Source organism: Shewanella algidipiscicola (assembly GCF_900380485.1).
Classification (GTDB): domain Bacteria; phylum Pseudomonadota; class Gammaproteobacteria; order Enterobacterales; family Shewanellaceae; genus Shewanella; species Shewanella algidipiscicola.
Genome location: NZ_OXJV01000001.1, coordinates 956,888 through 982,525, shown reverse-complemented (window position 1 = coordinate 982,525; position 25,638 = coordinate 956,888). Strand labels below are relative to the sequence as shown.

At 47.2% G+C, this 25,638-nt stretch carries 22 protein-coding genes and 1 tRNA gene; 13 read left to right on the top strand and 10 right to left on the bottom strand.

Annotation, left to right across the window (positions count from 1 at the left end; all coding sequences use genetic code 11):
• Positions 1 to 75: 75 nt before the first annotated feature.
• A complete protein-coding gene (locus tag DN599_RS04455; protein ID WP_110456417.1) occupies positions 76 to 3,144 on the bottom strand; it encodes an efflux RND transporter permease subunit in 3,069 nt (1,022 codons plus the stop codon).
• Positions 3,145 to 3,147: 3 nt separating this feature from the next.
• Positions 3,148 to 4,260 (bottom strand): efflux RND transporter periplasmic adaptor subunit, encoded by a 1,113-nt coding sequence (locus DN599_RS04450; protein ID WP_110456416.1) that lies wholly within the window; start codon positions 4,258 to 4,260, stop codon positions 3,148 to 3,150.
• A gap of 160 nt (positions 4,261 to 4,420) precedes the next feature.
• Here DN599_RS04450 and DN599_RS04445 point away from each other — a divergent pair, with 160 nt between their 5' ends.
• Together DN599_RS04445 and DN599_RS04440 are read left to right on the top strand one after the other, a co-directional pair.
• Entirely contained in the window at positions 4,421 to 5,038 is a 618-nt protein-coding gene (locus DN599_RS04445) for a TetR/AcrR family transcriptional regulator (RefSeq protein ID WP_110456415.1), read from the top strand.
• Between the two features lie 366 nt (positions 5,039 to 5,404).
• A complete protein-coding gene (locus tag DN599_RS04440; RefSeq protein ID WP_110456414.1) occupies positions 5,405 to 6,316 on the top strand; it encodes a DUF6268 family outer membrane beta-barrel protein in 912 nt (303 codons plus the stop codon).
• A 330-nt stretch (positions 6,317 to 6,646) separates the two neighbouring features.
• On the opposite strand, the gene DN599_RS04435 is transcribed toward DN599_RS04440, so the two are convergent.
• The 3 genes from DN599_RS04435 to DN599_RS04425 form a co-directional block, all read right to left on the bottom strand.
• Positions 6,647 to 7,207 (bottom strand): chalcone isomerase family protein, encoded by a 561-nt coding sequence (locus DN599_RS04435; RefSeq protein WP_110456413.1) that lies wholly within the window; start codon positions 7,205 to 7,207, stop codon positions 6,647 to 6,649.
• Between the two features lie 65 nt (positions 7,208 to 7,272).
• Complete coding sequence (locus DN599_RS04430) at positions 7,273 to 7,752, bottom strand: DUF2947 domain-containing protein (RefSeq protein WP_110456412.1); 480 nt, start codon at positions 7,750 to 7,752, stop codon at positions 7,273 to 7,275.
• Between the two features lie 250 nt (positions 7,753 to 8,002).
• Positions 8,003 to 10,534, bottom strand: a complete 2,532-nt coding sequence (locus DN599_RS04425) for a motility associated factor glycosyltransferase family protein (protein ID WP_110456411.1) — start codon at positions 10,532 to 10,534, stop codon at positions 8,003 to 8,005.
• A 653-nt stretch (positions 10,535 to 11,187) separates the two neighbouring features.
• Here DN599_RS04425 and pseB point away from each other — a divergent pair.
• The 9 genes from pseB to pseI all read left to right on the top strand — a co-directional run bounded on the left by pseB (position 11,188) and on the right by pseI (position 19,805).
• Positions 11,188 to 12,192, top strand: coding sequence for a UDP-N-acetylglucosamine 4,6-dehydratase (inverting) (gene pseB / locus DN599_RS04420; RefSeq protein ID WP_110456410.1), 1,005 nt, complete (start codon positions 11,188 to 11,190; stop codon positions 12,190 to 12,192).
• Positions 12,189 to 13,334, top strand: a complete 1,146-nt coding sequence (gene pseC, locus DN599_RS04415) for a UDP-4-amino-4,6-dideoxy-N-acetyl-beta-L-altrosamine transaminase (RefSeq protein ID WP_110456409.1) — start codon at positions 12,189 to 12,191, stop codon at positions 13,332 to 13,334. The genes pseB and pseC overlap by 4 nt, the downstream gene beginning before the upstream one ends.
• 232 nt (positions 13,335 to 13,566) lie before the next feature.
• Positions 13,567 to 14,448, top strand: coding sequence for a class I SAM-dependent methyltransferase (locus tag DN599_RS04410; protein WP_110456408.1), 882 nt, complete (start codon positions 13,567 to 13,569; stop codon positions 14,446 to 14,448).
• 81 nt (positions 14,449 to 14,529) lie between these two features.
• On the top strand, positions 14,530 to 15,285 hold the full coding sequence (locus tag DN599_RS04405) for a crotonobetainyl-CoA--carnitine CoA-transferase (RefSeq protein ID WP_110456407.1): 756 nt from the start codon (positions 14,530 to 14,532) through the stop codon (positions 15,283 to 15,285).
• A gap of 13 nt (positions 15,286 to 15,298) precedes the next feature.
• Positions 15,299 to 16,006: a pseudaminic acid cytidylyltransferase gene (gene pseF / locus DN599_RS04400; protein ID WP_110456406.1), complete on the top strand. Its 708-nt coding sequence runs from the start codon at positions 15,299 to 15,301 to the stop codon at positions 16,004 to 16,006.
• Between the two features lies 1 nt (position 16,007).
• Positions 16,008 to 17,138, top strand: coding sequence for a UDP-2,4-diacetamido-2,4,6-trideoxy-beta-L-altropyranose hydrolase (pseG, locus tag DN599_RS04395; RefSeq protein WP_162599146.1), 1,131 nt, complete (start codon positions 16,008 to 16,010; stop codon positions 17,136 to 17,138).
• Positions 17,128 to 18,090: an ATP-grasp domain-containing protein gene (locus DN599_RS04390; protein ID WP_110456404.1), complete on the top strand. Its 963-nt coding sequence runs from the start codon at positions 17,128 to 17,130 to the stop codon at positions 18,088 to 18,090. The genes pseG and DN599_RS04390 overlap by 11 nt, the downstream gene beginning before the upstream one ends.
• The gene (locus DN599_RS04385) at positions 18,077 to 18,760 is read left to right on the top strand and encodes an HAD family hydrolase (protein WP_110456403.1); all 684 of its coding nucleotides are present in this window, start codon (positions 18,077 to 18,079) and stop codon (positions 18,758 to 18,760) included. Before DN599_RS04390 ends, DN599_RS04385 begins: the two co-directional genes overlap by 14 nt.
• Entirely contained in the window at positions 18,750 to 19,805 is a 1,056-nt protein-coding gene (pseI, locus tag DN599_RS04380; protein ID WP_110456402.1) for a pseudaminic acid synthase, read from the top strand. The genes DN599_RS04385 and pseI overlap by 11 nt, the downstream gene beginning before the upstream one ends.
• Positions 19,806 to 19,963: 158 nt before the next feature.
• Here the strand turns inward: pseI and DN599_RS04375 are convergent, their stop codons facing one another.
• From DN599_RS04375 to DN599_RS04360, 4 genes are all read right to left on the bottom strand, one after another.
• Positions 19,964 to 20,227, bottom strand: coding sequence for a hypothetical protein (locus DN599_RS04375; RefSeq protein ID WP_110456401.1), 264 nt, complete (start codon positions 20,225 to 20,227; stop codon positions 19,964 to 19,966).
• Positions 20,227 to 21,522, bottom strand: coding sequence for a motility associated factor glycosyltransferase family protein (locus DN599_RS04370; RefSeq protein WP_110456400.1), 1,296 nt, complete (start codon positions 21,520 to 21,522; stop codon positions 20,227 to 20,229). The genes DN599_RS04375 and DN599_RS04370 overlap by 1 nt, the downstream gene beginning before the upstream one ends.
• Positions 21,523 to 22,026: 504 nt before the next feature.
• Positions 22,027 to 22,102, bottom strand: a tRNA-Arg gene (locus tag DN599_RS04365).
• A gap of 77 nt (positions 22,103 to 22,179) precedes the next feature.
• The gene (locus DN599_RS04360) at positions 22,180 to 23,337 is read right to left on the bottom strand and encodes a flagellar assembly protein FlgT (protein WP_110456399.1); all 1,158 of its coding nucleotides are present in this window, start codon (positions 23,335 to 23,337) and stop codon (positions 22,180 to 22,182) included.
• 482 nt (positions 23,338 to 23,819) lie between these two features.
• Between DN599_RS04360 and DN599_RS04355 the strand changes: the two genes are divergently transcribed.
• Positions 23,820 to 24,443 carry a FlgO family outer membrane protein gene (locus tag DN599_RS04355; RefSeq protein WP_110456398.1) on the top strand — a complete coding sequence of 208 codons (624 nt, stop codon included), beginning with the start codon at positions 23,820 to 23,822 and terminating at the stop codon, positions 24,441 to 24,443.
• A complete protein-coding gene (locus DN599_RS04350) occupies positions 24,440 to 24,886 on the top strand; it encodes an LPP20 family lipoprotein (protein WP_110456397.1) in 447 nt (148 codons plus the stop codon). The genes DN599_RS04355 and DN599_RS04350 overlap by 4 nt, the downstream gene beginning before the upstream one ends.
• A gap of 325 nt (positions 24,887 to 25,211) precedes the next feature.
• Here the strand turns inward: DN599_RS04350 and DN599_RS04345 are convergent, their stop codons facing one another.
• On the bottom strand, positions 25,212 to 25,637 hold the full coding sequence (locus tag DN599_RS04345; protein ID WP_110456396.1) for a flagella synthesis protein FlgN: 426 nt from the start codon (positions 25,635 to 25,637) through the stop codon (positions 25,212 to 25,214).
• Between the last annotated feature and the right edge of the window lies 1 nt (position 25,638).

The window sequence follows — 25,638 nt, the reverse complement described above, 5'->3', positions numbered from 1 at the left end:
GATTTAAACCACTCACTTATGTGTCTAACTTATACAACGAACTTAAGTGGTTATCGTAAACGCTGGCGCTGGATGTTAAATTACTGCGTTGCCCCTTGTGTTACTGTGGCGGTTTATCATAAGCAACTGATACATGGTCGGTACCCACACTAACGATAATAGGGTCGTTAATAAGGTGCCACCGGCAATAGCAATCGCAAACGGGGGCCAAAAGCCGCCGCCCGCAATAATTAAGGGAATAAAGCCGCCTATGGTAGTAATAGTGGTTGAACCGATATGGCGGCCACAGGTACTGACCACCTTGATGATATCGCCGATGCTTTCATGGCGCTTATTGGGCATATCTTCTAGCTCAGCCAAAATCACAATGGCCGCATTAATGGCCAGTCCCATGAGGCCTAAGAGGCCGATTATCACGGTAAAGCCAAACGGATAACCCAATAGATAGACCGCCAGTAATCCCAGCCCAGCAGACTGGGCCGCGCTAAATAAGATGATGGCGGTAAGCCTAAATGAATTAAATGACAGAACCACGGTGGCCAGCAATAGGGTGATCACCAAGAGGATACTCGACAACAGATTACCTACCGCTTCATTACGTTTGGCGCTTTCGCCGCCAACCTCAATCCGATAGCCTGCCGGCAATGGCAGCTGCGCAATGCGCTCCAGTGCTTGATTAAGCACAGTTTGCGGTAATATGCCGCTGACTATATAGGCTTCGATACTGTTGACGCGCTGACCGTCACGTCGGGTAATCGCGCCTAGACTGACATCGACACGACTGGTCGACAGCGCCGAGAGGGCGATGCTGTTACCACTGTGAGACAGTAAGGTGATTTCGGCTAACTTGTTTGGCTGCTCTCGTGTGGTTTGCTGGCTGCGCACTCTTATGGGCAGAGATTCGGTTTGTTCTAGTATGCTGCCGCCCACGATCCCCGAGGTGGCCATTTCAATTTGCTGGGCGATGTCGGTAAGCGTCAACCCACTCATCATGCTGGCATCTTCATCGACTTGAAACCACACCTTAGGCGCGCCTGCACTGAGCGTGGCGCGTGTGTGGATCACATGCTCTGTGGTGATAAGCACCTTGCGCACCGCGTCACCCATTTCACGTAAGGTATCAAGGTTTGGACCGAAAATTCTTAGCTCAACGGGCGCGTTAAAGGGCGGACCTTGCTCCAGCTTCCTAACGATCACCTGCGCCTGTGGAAAGGCATTATCCAGCTGCTGCTGAAACGCAGGGATCAAGCGATTGGCCGTCGCGAAATCGGCCACTTTAACCATAGCCTGGGCATAGTTACTGGCCCCTTGTTGACGTTGCAGCAAGTTATAGTAGAAGGAGGGCGCGTTGGTGCCAATCATCCAGTCGAGACGCAGGATCTCACCGCCTGCCCGTAGGGTTGTATCAATCTGTTTCACCACTGAGTGGGTGTGCTCAATACTCGATTGTGGTGGCAGGTAAACCTCGATTTGAAACATATCGCGATCCGAGGGAGGAAAAAACTGCTCGGTCATCTGCCCGGCCGCCATGAAACCTGAGACGGGTAAAATGCCGATGATGATCGCCGCCCATAATGGTCGTTGCAATGCATGTTGCAAAGTGAAAGTGAATGCGCGGCTAAGGGCGGGAAAATCAATGCCCTTTTGATACCACTTGTTGGCGCTGGCTGTGGAGCCAAAACGACCCGCTAATCCGGCAATCAAGGTGTGGGATATTAAATAGGAACCCAGCAGGGCAAACATCACAGAAATGGCAATACCGCCGACAAACTCACCCGCCGCGCCAGGCATTAACACAATCGGTGCGAAGGCCAGCATAGTGGTGATGGTGGAGCCAGCCAGTGGCAACCATAAGTGTTTTAAGGTATCGCCCACGGCGGTGAGCCTGTTAAGACCTTGCTGGCGACGCTGCGCGATAGCATCGACAATCACAATGGCGTTATCCACCATGATCCCCAGCGCCACGACTAATCCAGTGACGGACATTTGGTGAATAGGTAAGCCAACGTATTTCATGCAGGCGAGGGTAAACAGGGCGGTGAGCGGTAAAGACAAGGAGACGATCACCGCATTACGAAGCCCCAAGGTCAGCATCAACACCACTAAGATGATGATAAAACCTAATAGCAAGCTGCCGATTAAGTCACTGAGCCGCTCTATGGTGTAGCCCTCTTGATCGAACAGCCATTGAATTTCAACGTTAGCCGATAACTCAGTCTGCATCTGCTCAACCACAAGGTGTACTTGTTGTAACCACAGATCGACTCGGGTGGTATTAAGCATGCGAGCTGCCACCATGACCCCTTGTTGCTGCTCTATTAAGGCGATGCTGCTTTGGGGCGTTTTGGCTTGGCGGCTGATGTGAGCAACTTCGGCTAAGCGAATAATTTGGCCGTTAGCATCCACTTTTAACGGCACCTGTTTTATCCGCGTGACCGAGTCGAGTTCGCCGGATACTTCGACTAGGGCGCGAAAACTGGCGTTATTAATTTCGCCAGCAGACACTTTGGCGTCGGCGTTCGTTAAAATCTGGGCGATAGCTGCTGGGCTCAGCCCAAGTTGATTTACCTTATGGCCATCGAGTTGCACCAAAATTTCTTCGCTAGGTGCGCCGTAAAGCTTGACGAAGTCTGTGCCACTTATTAAGCGTAATTTATTCTGTAACTCTTTGGCATACCTATGGATAATGTCGAGTCTAGGGGCGGTATCGCCTTGCCATACTAGGCCTAAAATGGCGGTGTTGGCGTAGCCTAATTGATCATCAAAGCGCGGGTTTTGCGCACTGGTGGGCAGCTGACTATTGGCATCGCTGAGGAGATCGCGCGCGCGCGACCACACGGGTTCGGTATCGATGACATTGTCTTTGAGTTCTAGTTGGATAACCGAGATCCCGGGCCGCGAAGTCGATTGAATTAATTTAAGTTCTTCCAAGCGACGTAGCTGATTTTCAAGCACTTCGGTCACCAAGGCTTCGACGCGCTCTGCCGACGCACCAGGGTATGGCGTGACGATAGAGGCGAAGCGGTTAGTGATGTTGGGATCTTCCATGCGTGGCAGGCTGTTAATGGCACCGAACCCGGCTACTATCAATAGCGCGATCACCAAACTGGCTAGGCGACCATTTTCGACTATAGCTTTGATCATCGTCTACCTCGGTGCCGGGACGGAGTGAAGAGTGACGATTTCATCGACGACGCGTTTATGCAACCCAGTGGTGACATAGCGTTCACCATGCTTAAGCGCGCCGGTGACAAAGGCATGTTCGCCGCGAGTGTAGAGAATATCGACGTCTCGGCGTTCGATACGGTAGCGCTCTTGGGCCTCCGGTATTAACACATAGAGGTTCCACAGGCCACGCAGGCCGTCGGTCAGTGAGGTCAGCGGTATCCAAAATCCCGGCTGTTGGATCGTTTTTTCATAGTACAGATATGCCAGCTCACCATTTAATGCCGGTGCGTCACTGGGCAAGGTAAAGCGCACTGCGACGGTGCGAGTCACAGGGTTGACCTCGGCGCTGATCCCTGCAATTTGGGCGGTGTAACGCTGTTGATTTACCGATAAAGGTAGTGACTGGCCTGCTTGTAGTGTTTGGGCAATATTGACCGGAACACCAATAATGGCTTGTGGGTTACCTTGTTCTACAAGGGTAAATAGCGGAGAACCTAGGGCGACTACTTCACCTAAGTTGTTATTTCGAATTGCAATGATGCCATCAAATGGTGCCACAAGTGTGGATTTGCTGATGCGCAGTTTATTGGCTTCAATGGCTGCGATTAGCCGTTGCCTGCCCGCCTGTAAGCTATTGAGTTGCCCTTTGAGTTCATCAAGTTGTTGCTCTGAAGCGAAGCCTTGCTGTTTAAGGAGCAAACTGCGCTCTAGGGTATTTTTAGCCAATTGTAGATCGGCACTGTTTTGTGCCAAATTGGCTTCAAATTCACGCTTTTCAGCCTCTAATAATGCAGTATCAAGACGGGCTAATACTTGCCCAGCAGCCACATTATCACCACTATCGACCGTCAGTTGTTTAATTTTTCCGGCGAGCTCAAAGCCGATACCTGTGGTGTTACCTGCACGAACGGTGCCTGTAAATTGTTGCTCAAACTGATAGCTTGGTGCTAACTCTAATAGAGCGGTTGCCACTTTAGGGGCTGCTTGCACGATAGTCGGCACTTCACTGGGTTGCTGGCACGCACTACTAGTGACGGCTAACACTAAAATGAGCAGTACGGTCGTTGACGTTGTGGCGCTAAATCGTTGCATTATGAGTGGGCTCTCTCTTTGGTTAATGTTAGGTAGCGATTACGTTAAGGAAATGCTAGTCTAATTTGTGTAAACTAGACTGTCTAGTCTAGTTTGTGGTGAGTTAAAAAATAGTTAAGTATTCAATTGATTAATCTGTTCAATATTCTCTGGAGAATTAATGGCGCATTCATCGGTCAGTCGTAGCGAACAAAAACGTGAACAAATATTGGCAGCGGCTATTGAGCTGTTCTGTGGGCAAGGGTTTCCCCATACCAGTATGGATGAGGTAGCTAAGAAAGCCGGGGTCTCTAAGCAAACGGTTTACGCTCATTTTGGTAGTAAAGATGAGCTCTTTGTGGCGGCGATAGAGTCTAAGTGTGTGGTACACCAAGTCACCGAATCACTCTTCTCTTCACCCGAAAAGCCAGAGCAGGCATTGCTGCAATTTGGCTATTACTTCAGTGATATGGTGCTGTCCGCCGAGGCCATTGATGTGTTTAAGGCTTGTGTGGCACAAGCCGACACCCATCCAGACATTTCAGCCTTGTATTTTAGTGCCGGCCCTGAGCACCTTATTGTCTTGTTAGAGAGCTATTTTATTGAAGTACAACGAGTTGGCCATTATCAGTTTGGTGATGCTCGTGATGCGGCAGTGCGTTTATGCCTTATGTTATTTGGTGAGATGCGCCTAAAGTTAGAGTTAGGATTGGCGGTAGAGGATATCGTGCCCCATCGCCCGCAGTATATTAAAGAGACGATAGAGATGTTTTTGCGAGCCTACCGTCGTGAAATTTGAGCGTAGATAAAGCATAAACAGCAAGATCACGGCGAAATAGCTCACGTTTATTAAGCTATAATCTGGGCGCGGATGATCGGTTTACTGCGCAGATGCGTAATGCTAACGCTTTACCTGTATACAGCGTCTCATTACAACACAGAGTCTATTAAACAGAATGGATGGCCTTGGGCGGTGAGTAATCTCAGTTGACCTGTATCTGCTGCAGGTCAACGTTAGTCTTAATCGTTTGGTGTGATGGTAAGCAATAGTGCGCTCAATATCAGCAACAACTGTTGTTAAGGGATCAACTTATTGCTGCAGTGAGCTTTATCCTGTTTGGTCACGCTCATCCATATATTGGTATATTGCTGCGATGGAGTTTGCATGATTTTTTATAACAACAGCCGTTTTTCTCGTCTATCGATCTCCTTACTATTTGGGGCGGTTGCCACCCTAGGGGCTAGTGCGCCTGCTGTGGCCAAACCATACTCGCCGCTTACGTTAAGCGTGTCTCGTATTGCGACCTTTGATGCTGAGGTGAATAACACCGGCTATGAGGTACAGCGAGATACCTGGTTGTTTGGTGTTAAGAGCGATATACCACTTAACCAGCAGTGGTCTATCAGTTTAAATGCCAACTATGACAAGTTAGATTTTGACTGGTCTGGCAGAGGAGCGGGATTAATGGCGGGCCAGCTGTCCCCTTGGTCATCAGTTGACCGTTACAGTGCCGGTGTGGGGCTGAGTTATCGACCTAACCAGCGCTGGATGTTCCTGTTTGCGCCTAAGATCCAATACGCTTACACAGAGGATGCCTCGCGATCAAATGCACAAAGCTATGGTGTGGTCGCCTCAGGTATGTACCGATTCAATAATGGCAATATGTTGGGGCTTGGTGTCGCTTATTTAAACGATATTTCAGAGGTTAGAACCGTGCCTTATTTGGCGGTTAACTGGCAAATTAGTGACAGACTCAAGTTGGGCAATCCATTTTCGGCTGGTTTTAGTGGTCCAGCAGGTTTGGAGCTGAGTTATAAGCTGTCTGATGATATCGATGCGGGAGTTGGTGCATCGAAGCGTACTCAACGATTTTTAGTTAAAGATGATAATGTGGCCGTCGAAATCGACGAGTGGGCGAGCTTTGTGCGTGCTGGCTGGGTGGTGAATGAGTCATTATCGCTCAATGGTTATATAGGTTATTACTTTAATGGTGAAATGGAGCTGAGTGACCCCAATCATACCGATACCCTAGATAATCAACTCGCTATGGCATTTGCAGCGCAATATAAGTTCTAATATAAGCGCTTGTATAAGTTTCAATATGCGCTGTTCATATACGCAAGTTTGCGTTCAATATCTGAGTGAAGTTTTAATGCGGGTTAGGCCGGGTCATTAAGGGCCCCAAAGAGAGACGGTTAAATGAATGAGCCCAGCCAAGAGTGCTGGGCTCATTGTTTATTAGGCTGTGTGATGTGTTGCATAAGAGTTCGTGATTCACATCAATAAGTAATGTTAATAAGCACCAACAACTCGCATCAACAACTAAGAGCAATAATTCGCTCTATTCCAAAATAGCGCCAGATGGTGATGAGCGTTTATGTTAGCTCCGTTCCAATTGGTGGTACCTTATTGTCCCAGCATTGCCGCCTTTAGACTGCTTTGTGCTGGTGAGTCCCCAAGCCAAATATTAAGTAAGGCTTGTCTAAAATCTTCACCTTGAATATTTGCCTGTAATTGGTTGTTTTTATAGGCACTGACGCCAACGCCCTGAGTGGTCTCAAAGGTAAACTGATCGCCATCCACAATAGGCTCATTAAATAAGGCCATAAAGGTGTCGATGTGTTGCTTAATTGGAGCAACATGGCCTTGGGTGGCATCGTCAAACCCGGTGATAATGGCATCGCTCATTTTGTCTGAGGTGATCATCCCTGAGGTAATATTAAGCCGTATCACAGCCTTGGGGGCGTTGATAATGGCCTCAACGTCACTGCTTGGCTGCTGAAGGTAAAGACTGCCTACATACAAGTCCATAAAGAATTTACTGCGCACGCCAGCGCCATTGAGTTGCAAGGTGTTGTCAGCTAATTGAATCGTTTCTGCCACTTCGACATCGGCGATCGTTTTGGCATTTGCCAGACTGGTCATCAGTAAAGGCAGCAATAGGGTTAAGGTGGTAATGGGTTTCATCGTCGGTCTCATTTTTAGTTATTGGTTTGAGTCATGGGTGCCGTGGTGGCGATGATGGGGCGAGGTTAACCTCGCTGACCCACTTGGTATTGGCCACTTTGATGAAATATCGCCGCTTGTTTTTTCTTTGGGGAGATCAGTAGTGGGCCGTCATCAAAAAACAGGAAACACTTCCAGTTGCGTACAAAAACATCCCATCGAGTTTCAATAATTTGATATTTTTCATAGCAAAAGTAGATTGGGGTGTCATTTTCCCAGTCAAAATGATGATGTAATATTTCGGGCAGTTCGGCCGCTTCGCTGTCCCATGCGCTTTGCCAATGGTCGGTTTCAAGCCAAGCATCGGCTTTGGCTGCCCAGTCGCCCTTGGTAAATTGCTCGGCGCGGCTGCTCTTGTTACTTATCCATTTATTCCACACCTCCATTGATGATTTTTGATCAAGGGGCTTAATCAATGCCTTGTCATCATCAGTGACAGGAAGATCTTTGTGATTGAAGATCCATTTACGTTGGTATTGTTCGAGTGGAATATAAGTATGTGCCACAGAGCCTCGCTATCGAAATTGGGTGAGATATGCAAAGGCGTATTATACGGTTTGAATGCGAGCAAGGGAAAGGGCGCCAGCGGATAAATCTTTGCGATGACGCCCTAGGGCCTGTTGATCTTTGCTGGTCATTTCTACTGCGTTCTCAGCTTTTTATGTGGAATCACTACACCACAAAGCTTCTGCCTTGTATAAAATACCCAACAATTCGCTGCCAAAACAACCTTGAAAGATCAACAGGCCCTATCGCTTAGTCGCCGAGCTGCTGGATATAGCTTATTGCGGCTTGGTTATCTTCATCTAGGCTTAAAACGTTTTCAAAGCAGGCGCGTGCGCCATCGATTTGACCGACATTGGCGAGAAAAATCCCCAGTTTTAACATTACCGGAATATCTTGCGGATATTTATCCAGATAATCCAGGTAAGTGGCTAACGCGTCTTGGGCATTGTCGTTTAAGTACAAAGCGTGAGCGTATTGCGGCAGATATTCGTCGCTATAGGTAATAATTTGGGCATATTGCGCCAACGCCAGCGGCAGGCGGTTAAGCTTTAAAGCCAGTAGGATTATCTGCTTTAACTCTGCTTCTTGTCGCTGTTCGATGGGGGTTGCCTGCACGGCATCGAGCGCCAGCTCTAGCTGGTTTTCGAGCCGATATTGATAACTTTTGGCTAAGTTATGCAGACGGGTAATATCAAGATCACTGTCGATATAAGGGGCGGTGTACTGCACCATTTTTGTGATGCCCAGCAGGTGTTTGTAATGCAGCAGAGCATGCAGTTTTTTAAAGGCATTGTTGAGTTGTGGTACAGCAGGCTCATCGCTGGGATCGATGAACGCCTTGACCATAAATTGGTCATGGTATTGCTGTCGGGTTTTTGCCAGTTCGCTTTGCTGAGCAGTTGTTAATTGTGCGTATTGCTGCGGATGTTGCTGTTGCCAAATAAGGGCGCGTCCCCACTGTGCATCGATATCCCAACGCTCACATAAGGCGTGAATATCCACTTCATCTTGATGCTCTGCAAGGCGTGAACTTACCCGCGCGATAGCCTCATCAACTAATCGACTTAATGCGCTCGTGATGTCGCTAAAAGCTTGATAGTAAAGACGGGTATTGTCAGTCACATCTTGCTGTGACCAGTCATCGACTTTTTTGGTGGATAAAAAGTGGCTAAATTCATAATAACCATAAAATTTAACCAGCTTTGCTAGGCCAGAGTAGTTAGCGTTGATGCTGCTTTCGATGTTGTCGAGCTTGCTAGCTAATGCGCCTATACGCTCAGGATACTGATGCGCCGCTTCTATTTGGTCGACCAATTGCAGTGCGTCTTGATTGTAGTCATTTAACTGCGCCAGTTGTTCGCTAGTGGCTTTTAAGGCGTCGAGCGTGCTGCCAAGTAACTGACATTTCTTGTCGATACTCAAGAGATGCTGGGCTGGGGCCAGCAGCGCGCGTTGCTTGGCGCTGATCTCTGCTAAGGTGATGTCATGGGCATTGACCTGTTCAACCCCGTTAACCTTGGCGGCATCAGGTGACAGATTGATATAGCGCGCCCCAGGGTACGCCTCGATTGCTGCTGCCAGTGATTGTATGGCATACATGAGCTGTATCGGAGTTTCCGCCATTTCACCACAATTGGTCTCAACCCACTCGTACATAATCCCCATGTCGGGTCCAAGGCTTGCGCCATAGGTACCAGCGGTGTGGGTGATACCCGATTGCGAATGGCAAAAATCGACGCCGCACAACAAAATTTGGCTAAAACCCATCTCCCGTGCAATTTCGATAGCGCTATTGGTGACGGTGGGACCGACGGACTCGATATTGTTGTTATCGTGGTCGCTGTTCCAAGGTAAACGAGAGCCGGTATAGAGCGCAGCGCCGCGCCATTGGCCGATAATTTGCGGGGTCACATGGTAGGAGTAGACGAGTAACGTATCGTGCTCCAGTGACATCAACTCTTTATTGACATCAAAACTTATCGATTGGGGGTCGACCGAGACAATGATGTCAGGTTTTATCTCTAACTTAATTAGTTTTCCGACAATACGTGAGGCGGCAATGATCACCAGTCGGTCGGCGTTGGCTTTTATCCAGTCAATATTGTTATCAAGCGAGGGCCCACCGCCTAATACGATGCAGGTTTTATCATTAAATTGGCCACGCAGTACTGAGGCGGGTTGCAGGTTTTCGGCTACATTGGTTAGCTGAGTCTTGATAAACAGCTTTTGATTAAAGGCTGTGCCTAGGCTAAAGGATTCATGTTCAACCTTTTTTTCGACTTCAGCATTGAGCTCACTGTAGGGCTCTAAATAATTACCATCGACGGCAATTGAGCGATGAATGGCGTACTTACCTTTGACTAAAAACACATTATTGCGGATATCGGCAATGGTCTCGTTAAGCTCATCAAATGAGATCACGCTTATCTCATTGGCAAGGTGCTCTGGAATGTCGATAGACAACATGGAGAGCACTTCTGGCAGCTCAACAAAAATAAACTTAGCCCCATCGGCAAGCGGACGCTCCATGACATAATTGGCCAAGAGTCCAGAATCAAGGCCGATGATGATATGTAAGGTATCGGGTTTAGATAAGGCCTGTTTGAAGCGCTCGTTATACAATGAAGTGGAGTCAATTTTTTCAAATGTATTGCGATTGATGCTGGGCAGGTAATATTCGCCAAAGCGGCTGACAGCAAAGCTTCTGGAGATTTCTGGCGGATTATCTAACATGATGTCCTCATTCGTCGGTTCAAATTGTGCTTGACCAGTGATGAGCATAGCCTACCTGCTAATGCTACGGATTCAAATGGGTTTCCTATCTTTACTGGCGAAATTTGCTGGCGAATTCGCTGTTAATCGCTACTAGCGACTTACGGTTGGCATGCTTACTTTGCCATGGTTGGTTATCTGCCTTGCTTCATGGTTGACTCCAATATCGGGGAGGAGACTGTTAATCCTATCAACTGGCTTGTGAGCTGCTATCAAGTGCTATTTGCTGTCTTTAATGCGTCAAAGTGAGATGTTTGTCACAAAAGTGGTGAGGTATAGGCCAGAGCATTGCATGTATGACGGCTTATTGTCGCTTGTATTCACCTTGCTTGGTGCCGCGGTATTTTACTCATAGGGTAAAAAGTGATTAGCTGGCTGCAGGTGAGTCGATAAATCGTACAATATGAGTAATGTGCTGCACTACAAGGGCAAATATAGTTAGACAATTAAGATTAAGTTACTAAAATTAAATGCGTTTATAAGTTTACTTTTTGTCTGGCTTTATCTATGAGTCTGCCTGCTGTCTGGTTATCGCGATGGGCGGCATGTGTTATGCGGCAGCTTATATTTTTAGTGTGAACTCCATTATATTTGGGTATCAGATTTCGCTACATTCATTTTAATTTTAGTCGTGCTGTTTAAAGCAGCTATTTGGAGACTATATGTTTAACAATAAATCCATCCTCATAACTGGCGGCACGGGCTCATTCGGTCAAAAATACACCAAGACAATTTTAGCGCGTTATAAACCTAAGCGGTTGATTATCCTCTCTCGTGACGAGTTAAAACAGTATGAGATGCAGCAGGTCTATAACGATCCTTGCATGCGCTATTTTCTTGGTGATGTGCGCGATGGCGATCGTCTTATGCAAGCGTTTAATGACGTCGACTTTGTTATTCATGCCGCGGCAATTAAGCAGGTTCCTGCAGCCGAATATAATCCGATGGAATGCATCAAGACCAATATTTACGGCGCAGAAAACGTGATTAAGGCGGCTATCGCGAATAAAGTTAAGCGCGTGATAGCCTTATCTACCGATAAAGCGGCTAACCCCATTAACCTTTATGGCGCCACTAAATTGGCGTCGGATAAACTGTTTGTTGCAGCGAATAACATTGTCGGTGCAGGGGAAACTCGATTCTCTGCTGTGCGTTATGGCAATGTGGTGGGCTCGCGTGGCTCAGTTGTGCCTTTCTTCCAACAGTTAATTAATAATGGCGCGACCTCGCTGCCTATTACTCACCCCGACATGACCCGCTTTTGGATAACCTTGCAAGATGGCGTCGATTTTGTGCTTAAGAACTTTGCTCGCATGCAAGGGGGAGAGATTTTTGTCCCTAAAATTCCCTCGGTGAGAATTACCGATTTGGCCGAAGCCTATGGGCCAGGGCTAGAGCATGAGATTGTGGGGATTCGCCCTGGTGAGAAGATGCACGAAATCATGTGCCCAGCCGACGATTCACACCACACCATCGAATTTGACGATCATTTTGTGATAACACCGAGCATCTCCTTCTTTGGTCGTGAGCATGATTACACTGCCAATAACTTGGGCGAGAAAGGGTATGCGGTACAGCAGGGGTACGAATATCACTCTGGCAATAATCCGCACTTCTTGTCGGCAGATGAGATTAAACATTTTGATAAGGAAGCGTCTGCCTCATGATCCCTTATGGTAAACAACACATTAACCAAGATGATATCGATGCTGTTGTTGAGGTATTAAGGTCAGATTACCTTACTCAAGGGCCTAAAGTGCCCGCTTTTGAACACGCTATTTGCGACTACACAGGGGCGCAATACGCGGTGGCCGTTAACAGTGCCACCTCGGCATTACATGTCGCGTGTTTAGCGCTGGGAGTCGCAGCAGGCGATTATGTCTGGACATCGCCAATTACCTTTGTCGCTTCGGCTAATTGCGCCCTTTATTGTGGTGCCAAGGTCGATTTTGTCGATGTAGATGCTACTACTGGTAATATGTGTCCTGAGGCGCTTCAGGCTAAGCTTGAAGTGGCTAAAGCTCAAGGATGTTTACCTAAAGTGGTGATCCCTGTGCATTTGTGCGGGCATAGCTGTGATATGGCTGCGATTGCGGCACTGGCCAGTGAATACGGTTTTTACGTGATTGAAGATGCTTCTCACGGTATTGGCGGTAGTCATCAGGGCAATAAGCTCGGCAGTTGTTGTTATAGCGATATTAGCGTATTTAGTTTTCATCCGGTGAAGATCATCACCAGTGCCGAAGGTGGCGTGGCAACCACCAACAATGCCGATTTAGCGGCTAAAATGGGGCTGTATCGTAGTCATGGCATTACCAGAGATCCCCACAAAATGCAGCGCCCAGATGAAGGCGATTGGTATTACGAGCAACACGCGTTAGGGTTTAACTACCGCATGACCGAGATGCAGGCCGCATTAGGTTTGAGTCAGATGGCACGTTTAAATGAGTTTGTTGCTGCACGTAATCAGTTGGCGACCCAGTACCATCAGGCTTTTGTTGATCTAAATCTGCAATGGGTGACTCCGCTTGAAAACAGTCACAGTGCCTATCATCTGATGGTCGCGTTGCTGCCGGAAACCTTAGATAGAAAAGCGATATTTAATGCCATGAGAGATGCAGGCATTTGTGTCCACGTTCATTATTTTCCTGTGCATCTGCAGCCTTACTATCAAGATCTTGGCTTTGCCGAGCATGATTTCCCTCATGCTGAGTATTTTTATCGGCATTGTTTATCCTTGCCTTTATTTCCTGCGCTTACCGTTGATGAGCAGCATAAGGTGATTGCGACATTGCGAGATCTGCTGTGATCTCGCTTGGCCAAATTCAGCCTCGTCTAACGTGATAGTGTCGATGGCGTAACTGCCTCGCACACTATAGATAACCATTTTAGATGGTTAATGTATTCCCTATGCCATTTGATTGGTGTTTAGGTATGAAGTTTGCAGAGATTTGCAAAAGTGTGTAGTTGTCTTTGATGTGCCAAAAGAATGGCTGTTGCTAAGGCGAGCCAATCACAGCGTGTATTAACAAGGTTATGTTATGAGTACCACAACTTACCAATTGGTCAAAAATCCCTTAGGCATGTTTTCTGTTGCGCCAATGCCAAGTAAAGCGACGCTAGATCAGTTTTATAAAGAGAAATATTACCAAGCAGAAATGAGCAGCTATCAGAGTGAATATAGCCTAGATGAGTTAACTTACTTTTTATCTGAGGTGGAATCCTCTATCGCGATTTGTCAATCACTGTCGCCTTTACCCGAGCAACCGCGTTTGTTGGATGTGGGGTGTGGTGAAGGCTTTTTTGCGGCGCAGTGTCACAAGCAAGGCTGGCATGTGCATTTATGTGATTATTCTCAATACGGCTTACAGCACCATAATCCGCAGCTGATGGCGTTTTTTGAGCAAGGTGATGTGCTACAAACCTTAGAAGGCTTGATTGCGCAGCAGCGTAAATTTGAGTTAATTAATCTTAAAAATGTACTCGAACACGTTATCGATCCTCAAGCCCTAATGACAGCACTAACTCAGCTGTTAGCTGTTAATGGTGCTATACGTATCGAAGTGCCTAACGATTACTCGGCGTTTCAATCGTTGCTGCAACAACATAACAAAACCGACAATACCTGGTTTTGCCCTCCAGAACACTTACACTATTTCAATAAGGACAGCCTAAAGGCTTTCGTGGCCAATTGTGGTTTACGCTTAGCGTTTATGACGGGCGATTTTCCGATTGAGATGTATCTGGCAAATGATTTTTCCAATTATGCGCAAGACAGAAGCCGAGGTAAGCAGGCACATTTGAGCCGAGTCATGATCAACAATTATGTTTTCACCCAGGGGGTCGATAAACATGTTGAGTATCTGCGCTGTATGGCCGAAGTTGGTTTGTCGCGTAACTTAACCGTTTATGTCACTCAATAACCATGCGAGGTCAGCTAGCGTTGTCATCAGCGCGGCTACAGTATATGGCGTTAATGATCACAATAAATTTAAGGTATAACAATGGCGAAAGAAATTAAGGTAGCGGGGCACTCACGTAACGCTGAGGTGCAGATGCGTGAGCAGTTTTTTGAAGACTTTAAACAGTGTCCAATTCCCTCGTCTGAGATGTTAAGCAACTTGGGACTTTTCCTTAATCGACAAACCTTATCGCGCATTCTATTTATGCATGAGATGTATCAAAAAATCATCGATGTGCATGGTGTTGTGATGGAGTTTGGTGTTCGCTGGGGGCAGAATCTCGCGTTATTTGAATCCTTTAGAGGTATGTACGAACCCTATAACTACACGCGTAAAATTGTCGGATTCGATACCTTTAGTGGTTTCCCCTCTGTCGATGCTAAAGATGGCGATCATAGCGTGATTGACGTTGGTGCCTACTCGGTAACACAAGGGTATAAAGATTATCTTGAAGGGATCTTAGATTACCATGAGTCAGAAAGCCCAATATCACACATTAAAAAATATCAATTAGTCGAAGGGGATGCGTCGCAGACGATTGAGCAATATCTGGCAGATAATCCAGAGACCATCATCGCTTTTGCTTACTTTGATTTTGATATCTATGAGCCGACCAAAAATTGCTTAGAGGCCATTAAAGGCCATTTGACCAAGGGCAGCATTATTGGCTTTGATGAGTTAAATTGTGCCACTTTCCCCGGTGAAACCATTGCCTTTAAAGAAGTGTTTTCGTTGTCGAAATACAAAATTACGCGCTCGCCACAAAACCCATATATGTCATACATAGTGTTTGAATAACCGGAGGCAGACAGTGAAAGTGGCCATCATTCCTGCCAGAGGCGGCAGTAAGCGAATTCCGGGGAAGAATATTAAAGACTTCTTCGGCAAACCGGTTATTGCCTACTCTATCGAGGCGGCAATGGCATCAGGGTGCTTCGATAAGATCATAGTGTCTACCGACGATGAGCAAATTGCCAGCGTCGCTAAAGCCTATGGCGCCGAGGTACCTTTTATGCGCCCAAGCGACATAGCCGATGATTTTGCCACCACAGGGCAAGTGATAAAGCATGCCGTGCAGTGGTGCCAGCATCAAGGTGTTGAGCTGGATTTAGTCTGCTGTATTTATGCTTGTTCGCCGTTTATTGCGCCAACAAAAATACGCGAGGCTATGGCGCTGCTGCAGGCGAATCCCGATGCTTACTTCTGTTTTCCTGTGTGTGAATTTGCCTTTCCTATACAAAGGGCCATTGGCATTGATAATGATGGCCGCGCGACCATGTTTCAGCCTGAGTGCTTTCCAATGCGCTCGCAAGATTTACCCGCGGCCTACCATGATGTAGGGCAGTTTTATTGGGGCAGGCCGATAGGTTATTTAACTGAAACGCCGATGTTTTCCTCCTACGCTATTCCCATGCCGATTTCGAGGCGAGATGTGGTGGATATCGATACCGAAGATGATTGGCGTTACGCGGTGCAGCTGTTTCAGCTTAAAGCCCTTGCTGCATCGGAGTCGGTGTAATATGGGGCTCAATGTGGCGCTGCGCGTTGACGCGTCATTAACCATGGGCACTGGCCATGTATATCGCAGCCTGACCTTAGCAAGTCAGTTGCGTCAACATGGTCATCAGGTGGTGTTTATCTGTCGGCAACTGCCCGGTAACTTGATTGACTTAATTACAGCCCATGACTTTCGGGTATTGCCCCTAAGTCAAGGTGCGATGACGACCACCACAGCAAATGATCACTGCCAGCATGGCGACTGGTTAGGGGTCGATTACCAACAAGAGATAGCGCAAGCGGCTCAAGTTGTTGACCATTACCTTGGCGAAATTGGTTGTACTCAGTTAGATTGGCTAATCATAGACCACTATGGGATCGACCATCACTGGCATACAGCAATGCGCAGTCGTTGCCAGCAAGTGTTGCAAATCGATGATTTAGCCGACAGAGATTTCGACTGCGATATTTTACTGGATCAAAACTTCTATTTGAATATGGACTCGCGCTATGACGCCCGCTGTGCGGCCGCGACAACCAAACTTATCGGGCCCCGATTTGCCCTGCTCAACGAGATGTTTGGGCAACTGCAAAGTCAGCTTGCGCCTTATCCACAGCGCCTTACTCAAGGGCAAGTGCTGTTTTTTTTCGGCGGCATAGATAAAGATAATGAAACCTTAAAGGCGCTCAAAGGCGTTGCCCCCTTGCTGCGCCAATATCAATTAACGGGGCAGGTTATCTTAGGCAAACATAATCCGCACCAGGCCGATGTTACCGCCTTTTGTCGTGACTTTGGCCAGTTGTCGTTAGCGGTTCAAGTTGATGATATGGCGCGGCGAATGGCACACGCTTTTCTCTATATTGGCGCCGTTGGGGCCACCGTGTGGGAACGCTGTAGCCTTGCTTTACCCGCGATCACCTCAACCGTGGCGTTAAATCAGCAGGCATTAGCTGAGAGCCTGAGTCAAATCGATGCACATCTTTGTTTAGGGCCGCAGCAGCAGACTCGCCCGGCGGATTATGCACGCGCGTTTATCACCCTAATGAACTCACCAGAGCGATTACAAGCGCAATCGGCAACGGTAGCCCTGATGGTCGATGCACTTGGATGCTCACGGGTTGTAGACGTGATGGAGAGTATGAATGACCACTAATCCACATGTGTTAGTCACCAGTGTCGCGGCCAAAGTGCAGCTAATTGAAAGTTTAACGCAGGCGTGCCGAGATTATGGCGTGCGCCTGTTCGCGACAGATATTAGCCCCAATAGCCCAGCATTGTATTTTGCCGATGATTATCAATTACTGCCCAAAATAAGCGACGATAATTATTTAGACGCCTTGTTTCAGTTTTGCCGCGACCAGCAAATAGGCCACATTATTCCTACGCGGGATCAAGATTTATTATTTTTTGCTGAGCACAGTAACCAATTGGCGCAGCAGGGCATTGGCTTGTTAATGAGTGACAGTGATACGATAAGAACCTGCAGCAATAAACATCAGTTTCACGCCGCGTGTGTCGCTAAGGGGTTACCCATATTGCCCCAGCTAGCGCCCGATGAGTTGCATTATCCTTGCGTCGCTAAGCAAGCCTATAGCAGTGCGGGGACTGGGGTGCATCTGTTGTCTGATCAGGCGGCTCTCTCGCAATTGTTAGCCGAGTACCCAGCAGAGGCTTTTCTGTTCGAGCCTTACGTGCCGTATGATGAGTACAGCATCGATGCCTTTTATGCCAATAATGGCATCTGTATACAGGCGGTGGCAAGGCAGAGACTGATTGTCGTTGGTGGTGAGTCTAAGGTGTCTCGGGTGGTCGATAACCCTGAGCTAGTCGCTTTGGCGCATCGCTTAAGCTCTGCTTTTGACTTTAGTGGCCACGTGACCATTCAAGCCTTTTATGTGGATGGACGCAGTTACTTGATAGAAGTGAATCCACGCTTTGGCGGCGCATCTAATTTGAGCATTGTTGCTGGGCTAGATTCTCCCCGAAAGCTTATCGCCAGTGTCTGTGGTGATGACGCGACAGTTGAACGGGTCAATCCAATTCAGTATGGCTTAAAAATGCTGAGATATTCTAAGGACCTGATGATCCAAGATGATGTTGAATAATAAGTTATTATTTATTTTTGATCTCGACGACACCTTAGTGCTCGAGCGAGATTATGTCCTTAGCGGTTTTAGCGCCGTGGCGTCATACATAGGTGCGCAGTGTCGATTGCCGAGCGAGGAGATTAAACAGTTTTTACACTCGACCTTTTTAACCCAAGGTCGTGAGCAGATTTTTGACAAGCTGCTACACGGTTATCCTGCTATCGCGCAGCAACTGACGATAGCGGCATTGGTCGATATTTATCGCCAGCATCAACCGGAGCTTAAGTTTGTCGACGGTGCAGAAGCAGTGTTGACGCGCTTACGGGCTGACGGTAAAAAAATTGCCATCGTCACCGATGGGCTTGCCAGTATGCAAAAGCAAAAAACGGCAGCGCTGGGATTAGCGGCCTATGCCGATCTCATCGTTTACTGCTGGGAAATTGGCGCACCTAAACCTAGCCCAGAAGGATTTAAGCAAGCGATTAAGCACTTGAAGGTCGATATCGAGGATACTGTGATTATTGGTGATAATCCCAGCCATGATATTCAGCCAGGTGTGTTATTAGGAGTCGATACCGTTAGGGTGTTGCAAGGGCGATTTAGTCGGTTAGACGATTTGAGTGGCTATAGCGCAGGTTGTCGTGGGACTTCGTTAAAAACGATTTTTGAGGAACATTATGAGTATTAATATTGCGGGCAAAAAGATTGGTCTAGATCAGCCAACGTTTATCATTGCTGAGCTGTCGGCCAATCATAACCAACAGCTAGATGTTGCCTTAGCCACGGTTAAAGCGGCTAAAGAAGCCGGAGCCGATGCCATTAAATTGCAAACCTATACCGCCGACACCTTAACGCTTGACTGCGATAGTGACCACTTTAAGGTGAACCATGGGACTCTGTGGGACGGTGAAACCTTATATTCCCTGTACCAAAAAGCCTTTACCCCGTGGGAGTGGCACCAAGAGATAATGGATTATGCCAAGCAGTTAGGCTTGATCTGTTTCTCTTCGCCGTTTGACCCAACCGCGGTTGATTTTTTAGCCGATTTAGATGTGCCAGCATACAAGATAGCATCGGCAGAAATCACCGATATTCCTCTGATTGATTATGTGGCTCGTCAACACAAGCCAATCATTATCTCTACGGGTATCGCACGCCTTGCTGATATTGAGCTCGCCGTAGAAACCTGTCGTAAGGCCGGTAACAATGAGATCATCATCTTAAAATGTACCTCGGCTTATCCCACGCCATTAGATGAAGTGGATCTTAATACCATTCCAAATATTCGCAGCACGTTTGGTTGTGAAGTTGGCCTGTCTGATCATACGCTGGGCACCACAGTGGTGGCCGCTGCGGTTGCTCTGGGCGCACGCGTAGTGGAGAAACATTTTATTTTAGATAAGACGTTAGGCGGCCCAGATGCCGACTTCTCTCTCGATCCGCAAGAATTTACCACCCTAGTCACAACCATTAGGGATACCGAAAAAGCCCTCGGAACGGTTAATTATGCATTATCGCCTAAGCTCACCAAATTAAGACAGTTTTCGCGCTCACTGTTTATTACTCAAGATGTAGCCGATGGCAGTGTGATCTCGCTGGATAATGTCCGCTCGGTCAGACCGGGGTTTGGCTTACACCCCAAGTATCTTGAACAACTATTAGGTAAAAAGTTTCGTGGTTCACACGCTAAAGGCACGCCGCTGTCGTGGGAGCATATTGCAGACGCGGAGTAATCGCTTACTCAAGTGACTCAATGCAAACCGATTAAACGCCAATAATACTATTGAGTAATATGGCTTTTAAAACTTGTTACGCCCCCTCAATTTGAGGGGCTTAACAAGTTTTAAAAAGCCGTTTAAGCTTGTTACACCTGATTCATCACCATCATGTGTTACTGCGCGGCTTGCAGCAGTAAGGGCAAGTCATATTCGAGACTGTCAGCCAAAGCAAGCCAGTCGTGACGCTCCTGCGCCGCCAGCATCTCACGAAATAACTCAACCACAGTTACGGCATTTTGTAACTCAGGCAAGATGGGTTTAAGCAGGTCGATGCACTGAGCAAAGTCATGTGAGCCATCGGCTTCATGGCCTAAGCGAAACTTATGCGCAGCCGAAGTCAGCATTTGGATAAGGGTGTCAGTTGCAGTACTTTTCATCACTTACACTCCTGATATTGGGCGCCATCAATGGCGGCACCATCTAAACTCGCATTATAAAAAGTCACCTCAGGTTTAGTGAGAATATAATGTTCAAGGGCAAGCAAATAGCCGCGGAAATTCAGGTCGGTTGCCACTTTTTCGCCATGTCCGTTCATCACCCAATGTTGCTTGGCATTGGCGATAGAAGGGCCTAATTTACCGTCTTGCCAAAAGGCGTGGGTCTTATTATGCGGATAACTAAAATCACAACCAAATAAGGTTATCGATGGGCTGTTTAAATGTACGGCTAAATCGATGGCCGGATGGATGACGCTACCATTGGCAAATAGGCGCAGTTTAGGGCATTGCTGGTGGAACTCATCATAGATTTTACTGTGCGAGTAGGCGGCAAAACGTTGTCCAGGCCACCATTGCAACACTGCTTGCTGTGACTTGGGGAAGTAGACCAGTTTGACGCTATCAGGCACGTTATCGGGTAAAAAGTCACGCGAGACATTTTGATCTATGCTCACGACTATATCGGGAACAATCTGTTCCTTGAGTAAGGCTTTTAATGCAGTGTCGACGCTAATCATCAATGGCCGAGTCGGCTCTGGTAATGCTCGCTGCGCCCTAAGGTAAGCATAATGCTGCTCAAGCGTGGGGCCAGTGGCGATGACTAAGGTCTGATTAGGTTGATATTGTAAGCTTAAAGTGGCGGCATCGGCATCTTGTTGCATGGTCGCAAGATTATCCCGCATGCGCTGCTGAAGCTCAACGTCATCATTGCCATGGCTTCTGTTGGCAAAATCAAGGTTATTGTTAAATACCAATAAGTCACGCAATCTGGCATTGTCATCGCTGCTCAATAAGAGTTCGGGCGTGACGGTAATGTAGTGGGGCGGCAGTCGGTGTTGTTGAAGCTGGTGCACCAGCGTTAGGCGTGGATCGCTCAACCATTCGCGCTGATCGGTATAAGTCAGTAATAGGGCAAACAGGCTGACATTGAGCAGGCCAATACGAATGCTTTTTATATGGGGGTGCTGCACTAGGACGGCGGGGACATCTCCCATACCGACACCATAAACCGTGAGGTCACGGCAGTTTGCTGGCAGTTGTTTAATCAACAGCTTCGCTTCGGCGATACGGTTATGCCGACTGCTCAATTGAATACCATTGACACTGATGGTTTGTTCATTGCCATTAACGAGACAAGCATCGAAGTGTTCAATGTTTGCCGCATGTAAGGCTGAAGCGAGCAGAGGCCAACGCTTATTAATGATCTCGAGGTTAGCAGTAAACAGCTCAGTCATTGACGCTATCCTTTATAGGGTTGAGGTAAATAGGAATAATGGAGATAAGTTGATGTTTATTGCGCAGCGTTCACGACAAAGCTGACTTCGGCTACCAGCATTATTTATCATGCGACTATTATGCTACTTTCACGCCGTAATACGCAGTGACTTTCATGGGGCTAAAGTACCTTAAAAAAGCCTCAAAATCCATGATAAAGCGGATAGCAAGCCAGTCAAAAATCACATTTAGCGCGCTTGGCACCCTAACCACAAGTGTGAGGATTTAAACTTAGACACTGGGCTTAAAAATGATCATGGCCGCAAGAATTGGTATGGCACTAATTAAATAAGATTATATCGATTAAATCGAAGGCTAAGCCGTGAGTGTTAACCTATTCACCTAGCTACGCAGGGGCACTAAACCATTGTTAACCTAGAGGGATGTAGGATGTATTAGGATGTTGGCGGTTAGTGATGGTTATTTTATCTATGCATAAGATAACCATTTTAGTGGCTATCTTATGGTCTCCCCACAGGGACTCGAACCCCGATCGATCGCTTAGGAGGCGACTGCTCTATCCTGTTGAGCTATAGGGAGACGCTGTTGATTATACTGTTTTTCATCTCGATGAAAAGGCTTTAGATTTAGTTGCTTAATTAGTGGCCGCTTGTCCACTACATTTTAATCGCAATGTCATTTACTTGTATATTTAGCGTCCCATTTTGTGGCTCGAGCAAGGCTGTGGCACTTTGCTGCGTGACTTGATCTATGGTGACCGTTGCGCGAGTTTCCCCGGCAATTGGGCGCATGTTGTCGAGCCTATCGGGTAAGTTTTGTTGCAATACAATTTGAAAACGGTCGCCCACTTTTATACCGTTATTACGCCCCAGATTGATGATCACCCGTCTGTCTTGTTTAGACACAATTTGTCCCAGTAGTGGCCTGCAGTTAAGCACTTTATCGATATCGGCACTGGCTTGTGCTAATACGGCATCAATATGTTGACCATAGCTGGAATGCCAAAAGCGGGCACTATTTGCCGGCACTGTGGCTTGTCGCTCAAATTCCCATGGGGCTGATGAATGATATAGCTCGCTCCAAACTTGCTCACCACTGATGCCATGATACAGCGATAGCTTTAGATGAAATTGTCGTTGTGGATAGTTATTCCAAAGGCCTAGTAATCCGCCTTCAACGGGATCGGTGGAGATATCGACGATCGCTGGCAGTAGGATATATTGACTGTCGGTGATGTCGCTTAGCCAACTGGGTAAACGGTAGCCTCGAACATCCACTAAGGACTGCTCAACATCTAGGCGTTCGTTGGCGTGAACATTGGCAAGGCTGGCATTGCTGCGCTGCTGAATGATATTTCCTAAGCGTTCTGATAATGCCTGTTCAAAGTGGCCGATATTGCCGTATCTGAGCTGCGCACGATCGGCAATCGATGCCTGCGGCACTAAAATAGCGGCTTTTAATGGTTCCGCTTGGCACTGTTGCTCTGCGCCATCGATAACATCGGCTCTTAATGTCACTGTGATTTGTTGGTTTTCGATGCGCTCACTGAGTAGTTCGACTCGCGCAATGTTGGCTTGGTTCGACATAGAAAACTGGCTTTGTACCAGTTGGCCGTTTTGCGTCTGTTGCATGCTGGTAAATTGGCCACCCGATTGCAAGGTGATAACACTTAAGGCTTGTTGTATGGCTTCTTCGCGCGCCTGATTGACATTGTTGTTGAGCACGTTGGCCTCGCCATGTGCTTCAATCCACTGTGCTGACACATTAAGGTGGGTTAAACCTAGCAATAGCAAGGATATGGTTAGCCGATTCATGTAAAAGTCTCTTTCAATAATAACAATGCGAAGCGTTACAACCTGCGCTACTAACTGCCAAAATGATGACAGTATTTGCGGTCGTTGGGCGATATTAGCCAGATGGCATCATAGTAAGCAATATACATGCCCGTATGTACTTTGTGGCACGATTGCTTGCTTAATGGGGTTAAAGGTTGGCGTGTTGAGGCCGATACAGGGACGTGGGTAAGCCATAGTGGCTATTGGCTCATAATTTGCATTTAAATTTATGTCAGTCGAACGCGCCGCGAATTTGTCGTGTGACATAGCGATAGTCAAAGTTATCGTCTGCGTCAGTATCGACCGGGTTGTGATGTTAATGCATCAGCGCCGTCAACGGTTAAATAGTTAGCAGTTAACTTAAATGGGCGGCGACCAAGCCTTGCGTTCATATTGAAACGGCATTTTATATTGGCATTTTTTCCGGCTAAGCCTTGCTTAGCGTTATACAGGACAGAGCGATGCGAACAGCGATACTTTTGTCATCTTTATTGCTATTTGGGGGATGTGCGAGCAATGAGCCCGCTGCGCCGTCATTGGCAAGCGGCAATACTTTGCCTGCTCAATCGGCAGTGCTACACCTGAGCCAACAATTGGCTAATGAATTGGTTAGGCAAAATGATCAACTCACACCTAAGCATCCGTTATTGGTGACAACGCCAGTGTTGTTAGACAGTTTAAATGGCACTAATCCTTTGGGGTTACAATTACAGCAAGGTTTAATTGCTGCTATGCATGATCATCAATTTAATTTGGTCGATCTCAATGTGGCACAGAGTGTACGAGTGACCGACAGTGGTGATTTTATATTGAGTCGTGATTGGCGTAAGCTGGGTGACGATTTGCCCGTTGAGCATGTTTTGGTGTCGACCATGAATCTGTCGCTTGATGAGCTTGTGGTCAATAGCCGCATTGTGAATGTAACCAATAATCGTGTGGTATCAGTTGCGTCGGCGAGTGTCACCTTGGCTGAATTGCCTGGTTATCTTAGGGCGTCTGAGCGGGTGGAGTCTAAGCAAGGCTTGTTGATCCGTCACAGCACGCAGGGGCAGGGTAACATGCAAATGGTAGGAGAGATGCAATGAGAGTCTGGTTAATGGCATTACTGCTAACACTAAGCGGCTGCGCTTCTCAAGATAGATATATTCAGTGGGAAACAGAAGCGCCTGAGCAGTTTCCTAAGTTAACCGCTATCGGCTATGCCCCCTTAGCGACACAACCGGCCAAAGAGCAATCGCAGCGCGTGTTAATGGCGATGCAAGCATCCAAAATCGCAGCTTATCGCGAGTTGGCTGAGCAGGTGTACGGCCAGCAGTTGTCGGCCTCGAGCCAAGTTAGGGATTGGATGTTGTCTGATGATAATATTCAAGCGTCGGTGACCGGGGTCATTCGTGGTGCCAGAGTGGTTAAGAGTTACCCTGTGGGTGAACACTATGTGACTGAGCTGGAACTTGATTTTTCTCAAGTGTGGGCTTTGTACCAACAGCAACATCGTCCGCAAAAAGTGAAGCAAGTGACTTATTTTTAAATAGAGCTTCCTCTGCAACAGGACTCCATTATTAAAGCCTCTATTTCAGAGGCTTTTTTTGTGTCTGTTGTCAGCGGTTCCTGCATAGGAAACGCATGAAACTGGTGAGATAGGCGCTGATATAACTCAGCATTATAGAGTGCTGTCGTTAATCAAATAGAGCGCTATAGTGCATCAAAAGAGCCAAGCAACAGATAGGATGAGGTAGTGCTATGGACACAGTCGTCAGAGATATTAAGAATTGGGTAGAACGCTATAGACACTCATTGTCGAACCTGATGCCACAATGAGTGTCTGCTGTAATATTAGCGTAACAAGAATCCGTCTACGCTTTAAGGTTATTGCCTAAGGTCGAAATTGTTGAGGTTTTACCTTTACCATCGTAGGTAAGGCTGGATGCGTTTCGACTGGCTTGCAAGGCTTGAGAAAAGCGATTGATACTGGCCATGCTGTGTTCGATTAATGTCGCATTTTGCGCGTTAAGCGTCTTACATTGGGCTAACACTTGTTTGGTAATTTCGACTAATTTTTGTAGCTTAGCATCGCTACTGAGTTTTCCGCTGTCAGGGTGCTCTGATAATCGTACATCGACTGCTTTGATCTCATCTAACAACTTAGCTTTATCTGTCGCTAGGTTTAGCAACTCATCGGCACTTTGTGCGATAAGCGCCACTTTCTCCGCTTCGATAAGGCGTTTTAAGTCGTTTAATAACGTATGTTGATTAGCGATGATGTCGATTATTGAGTTCATA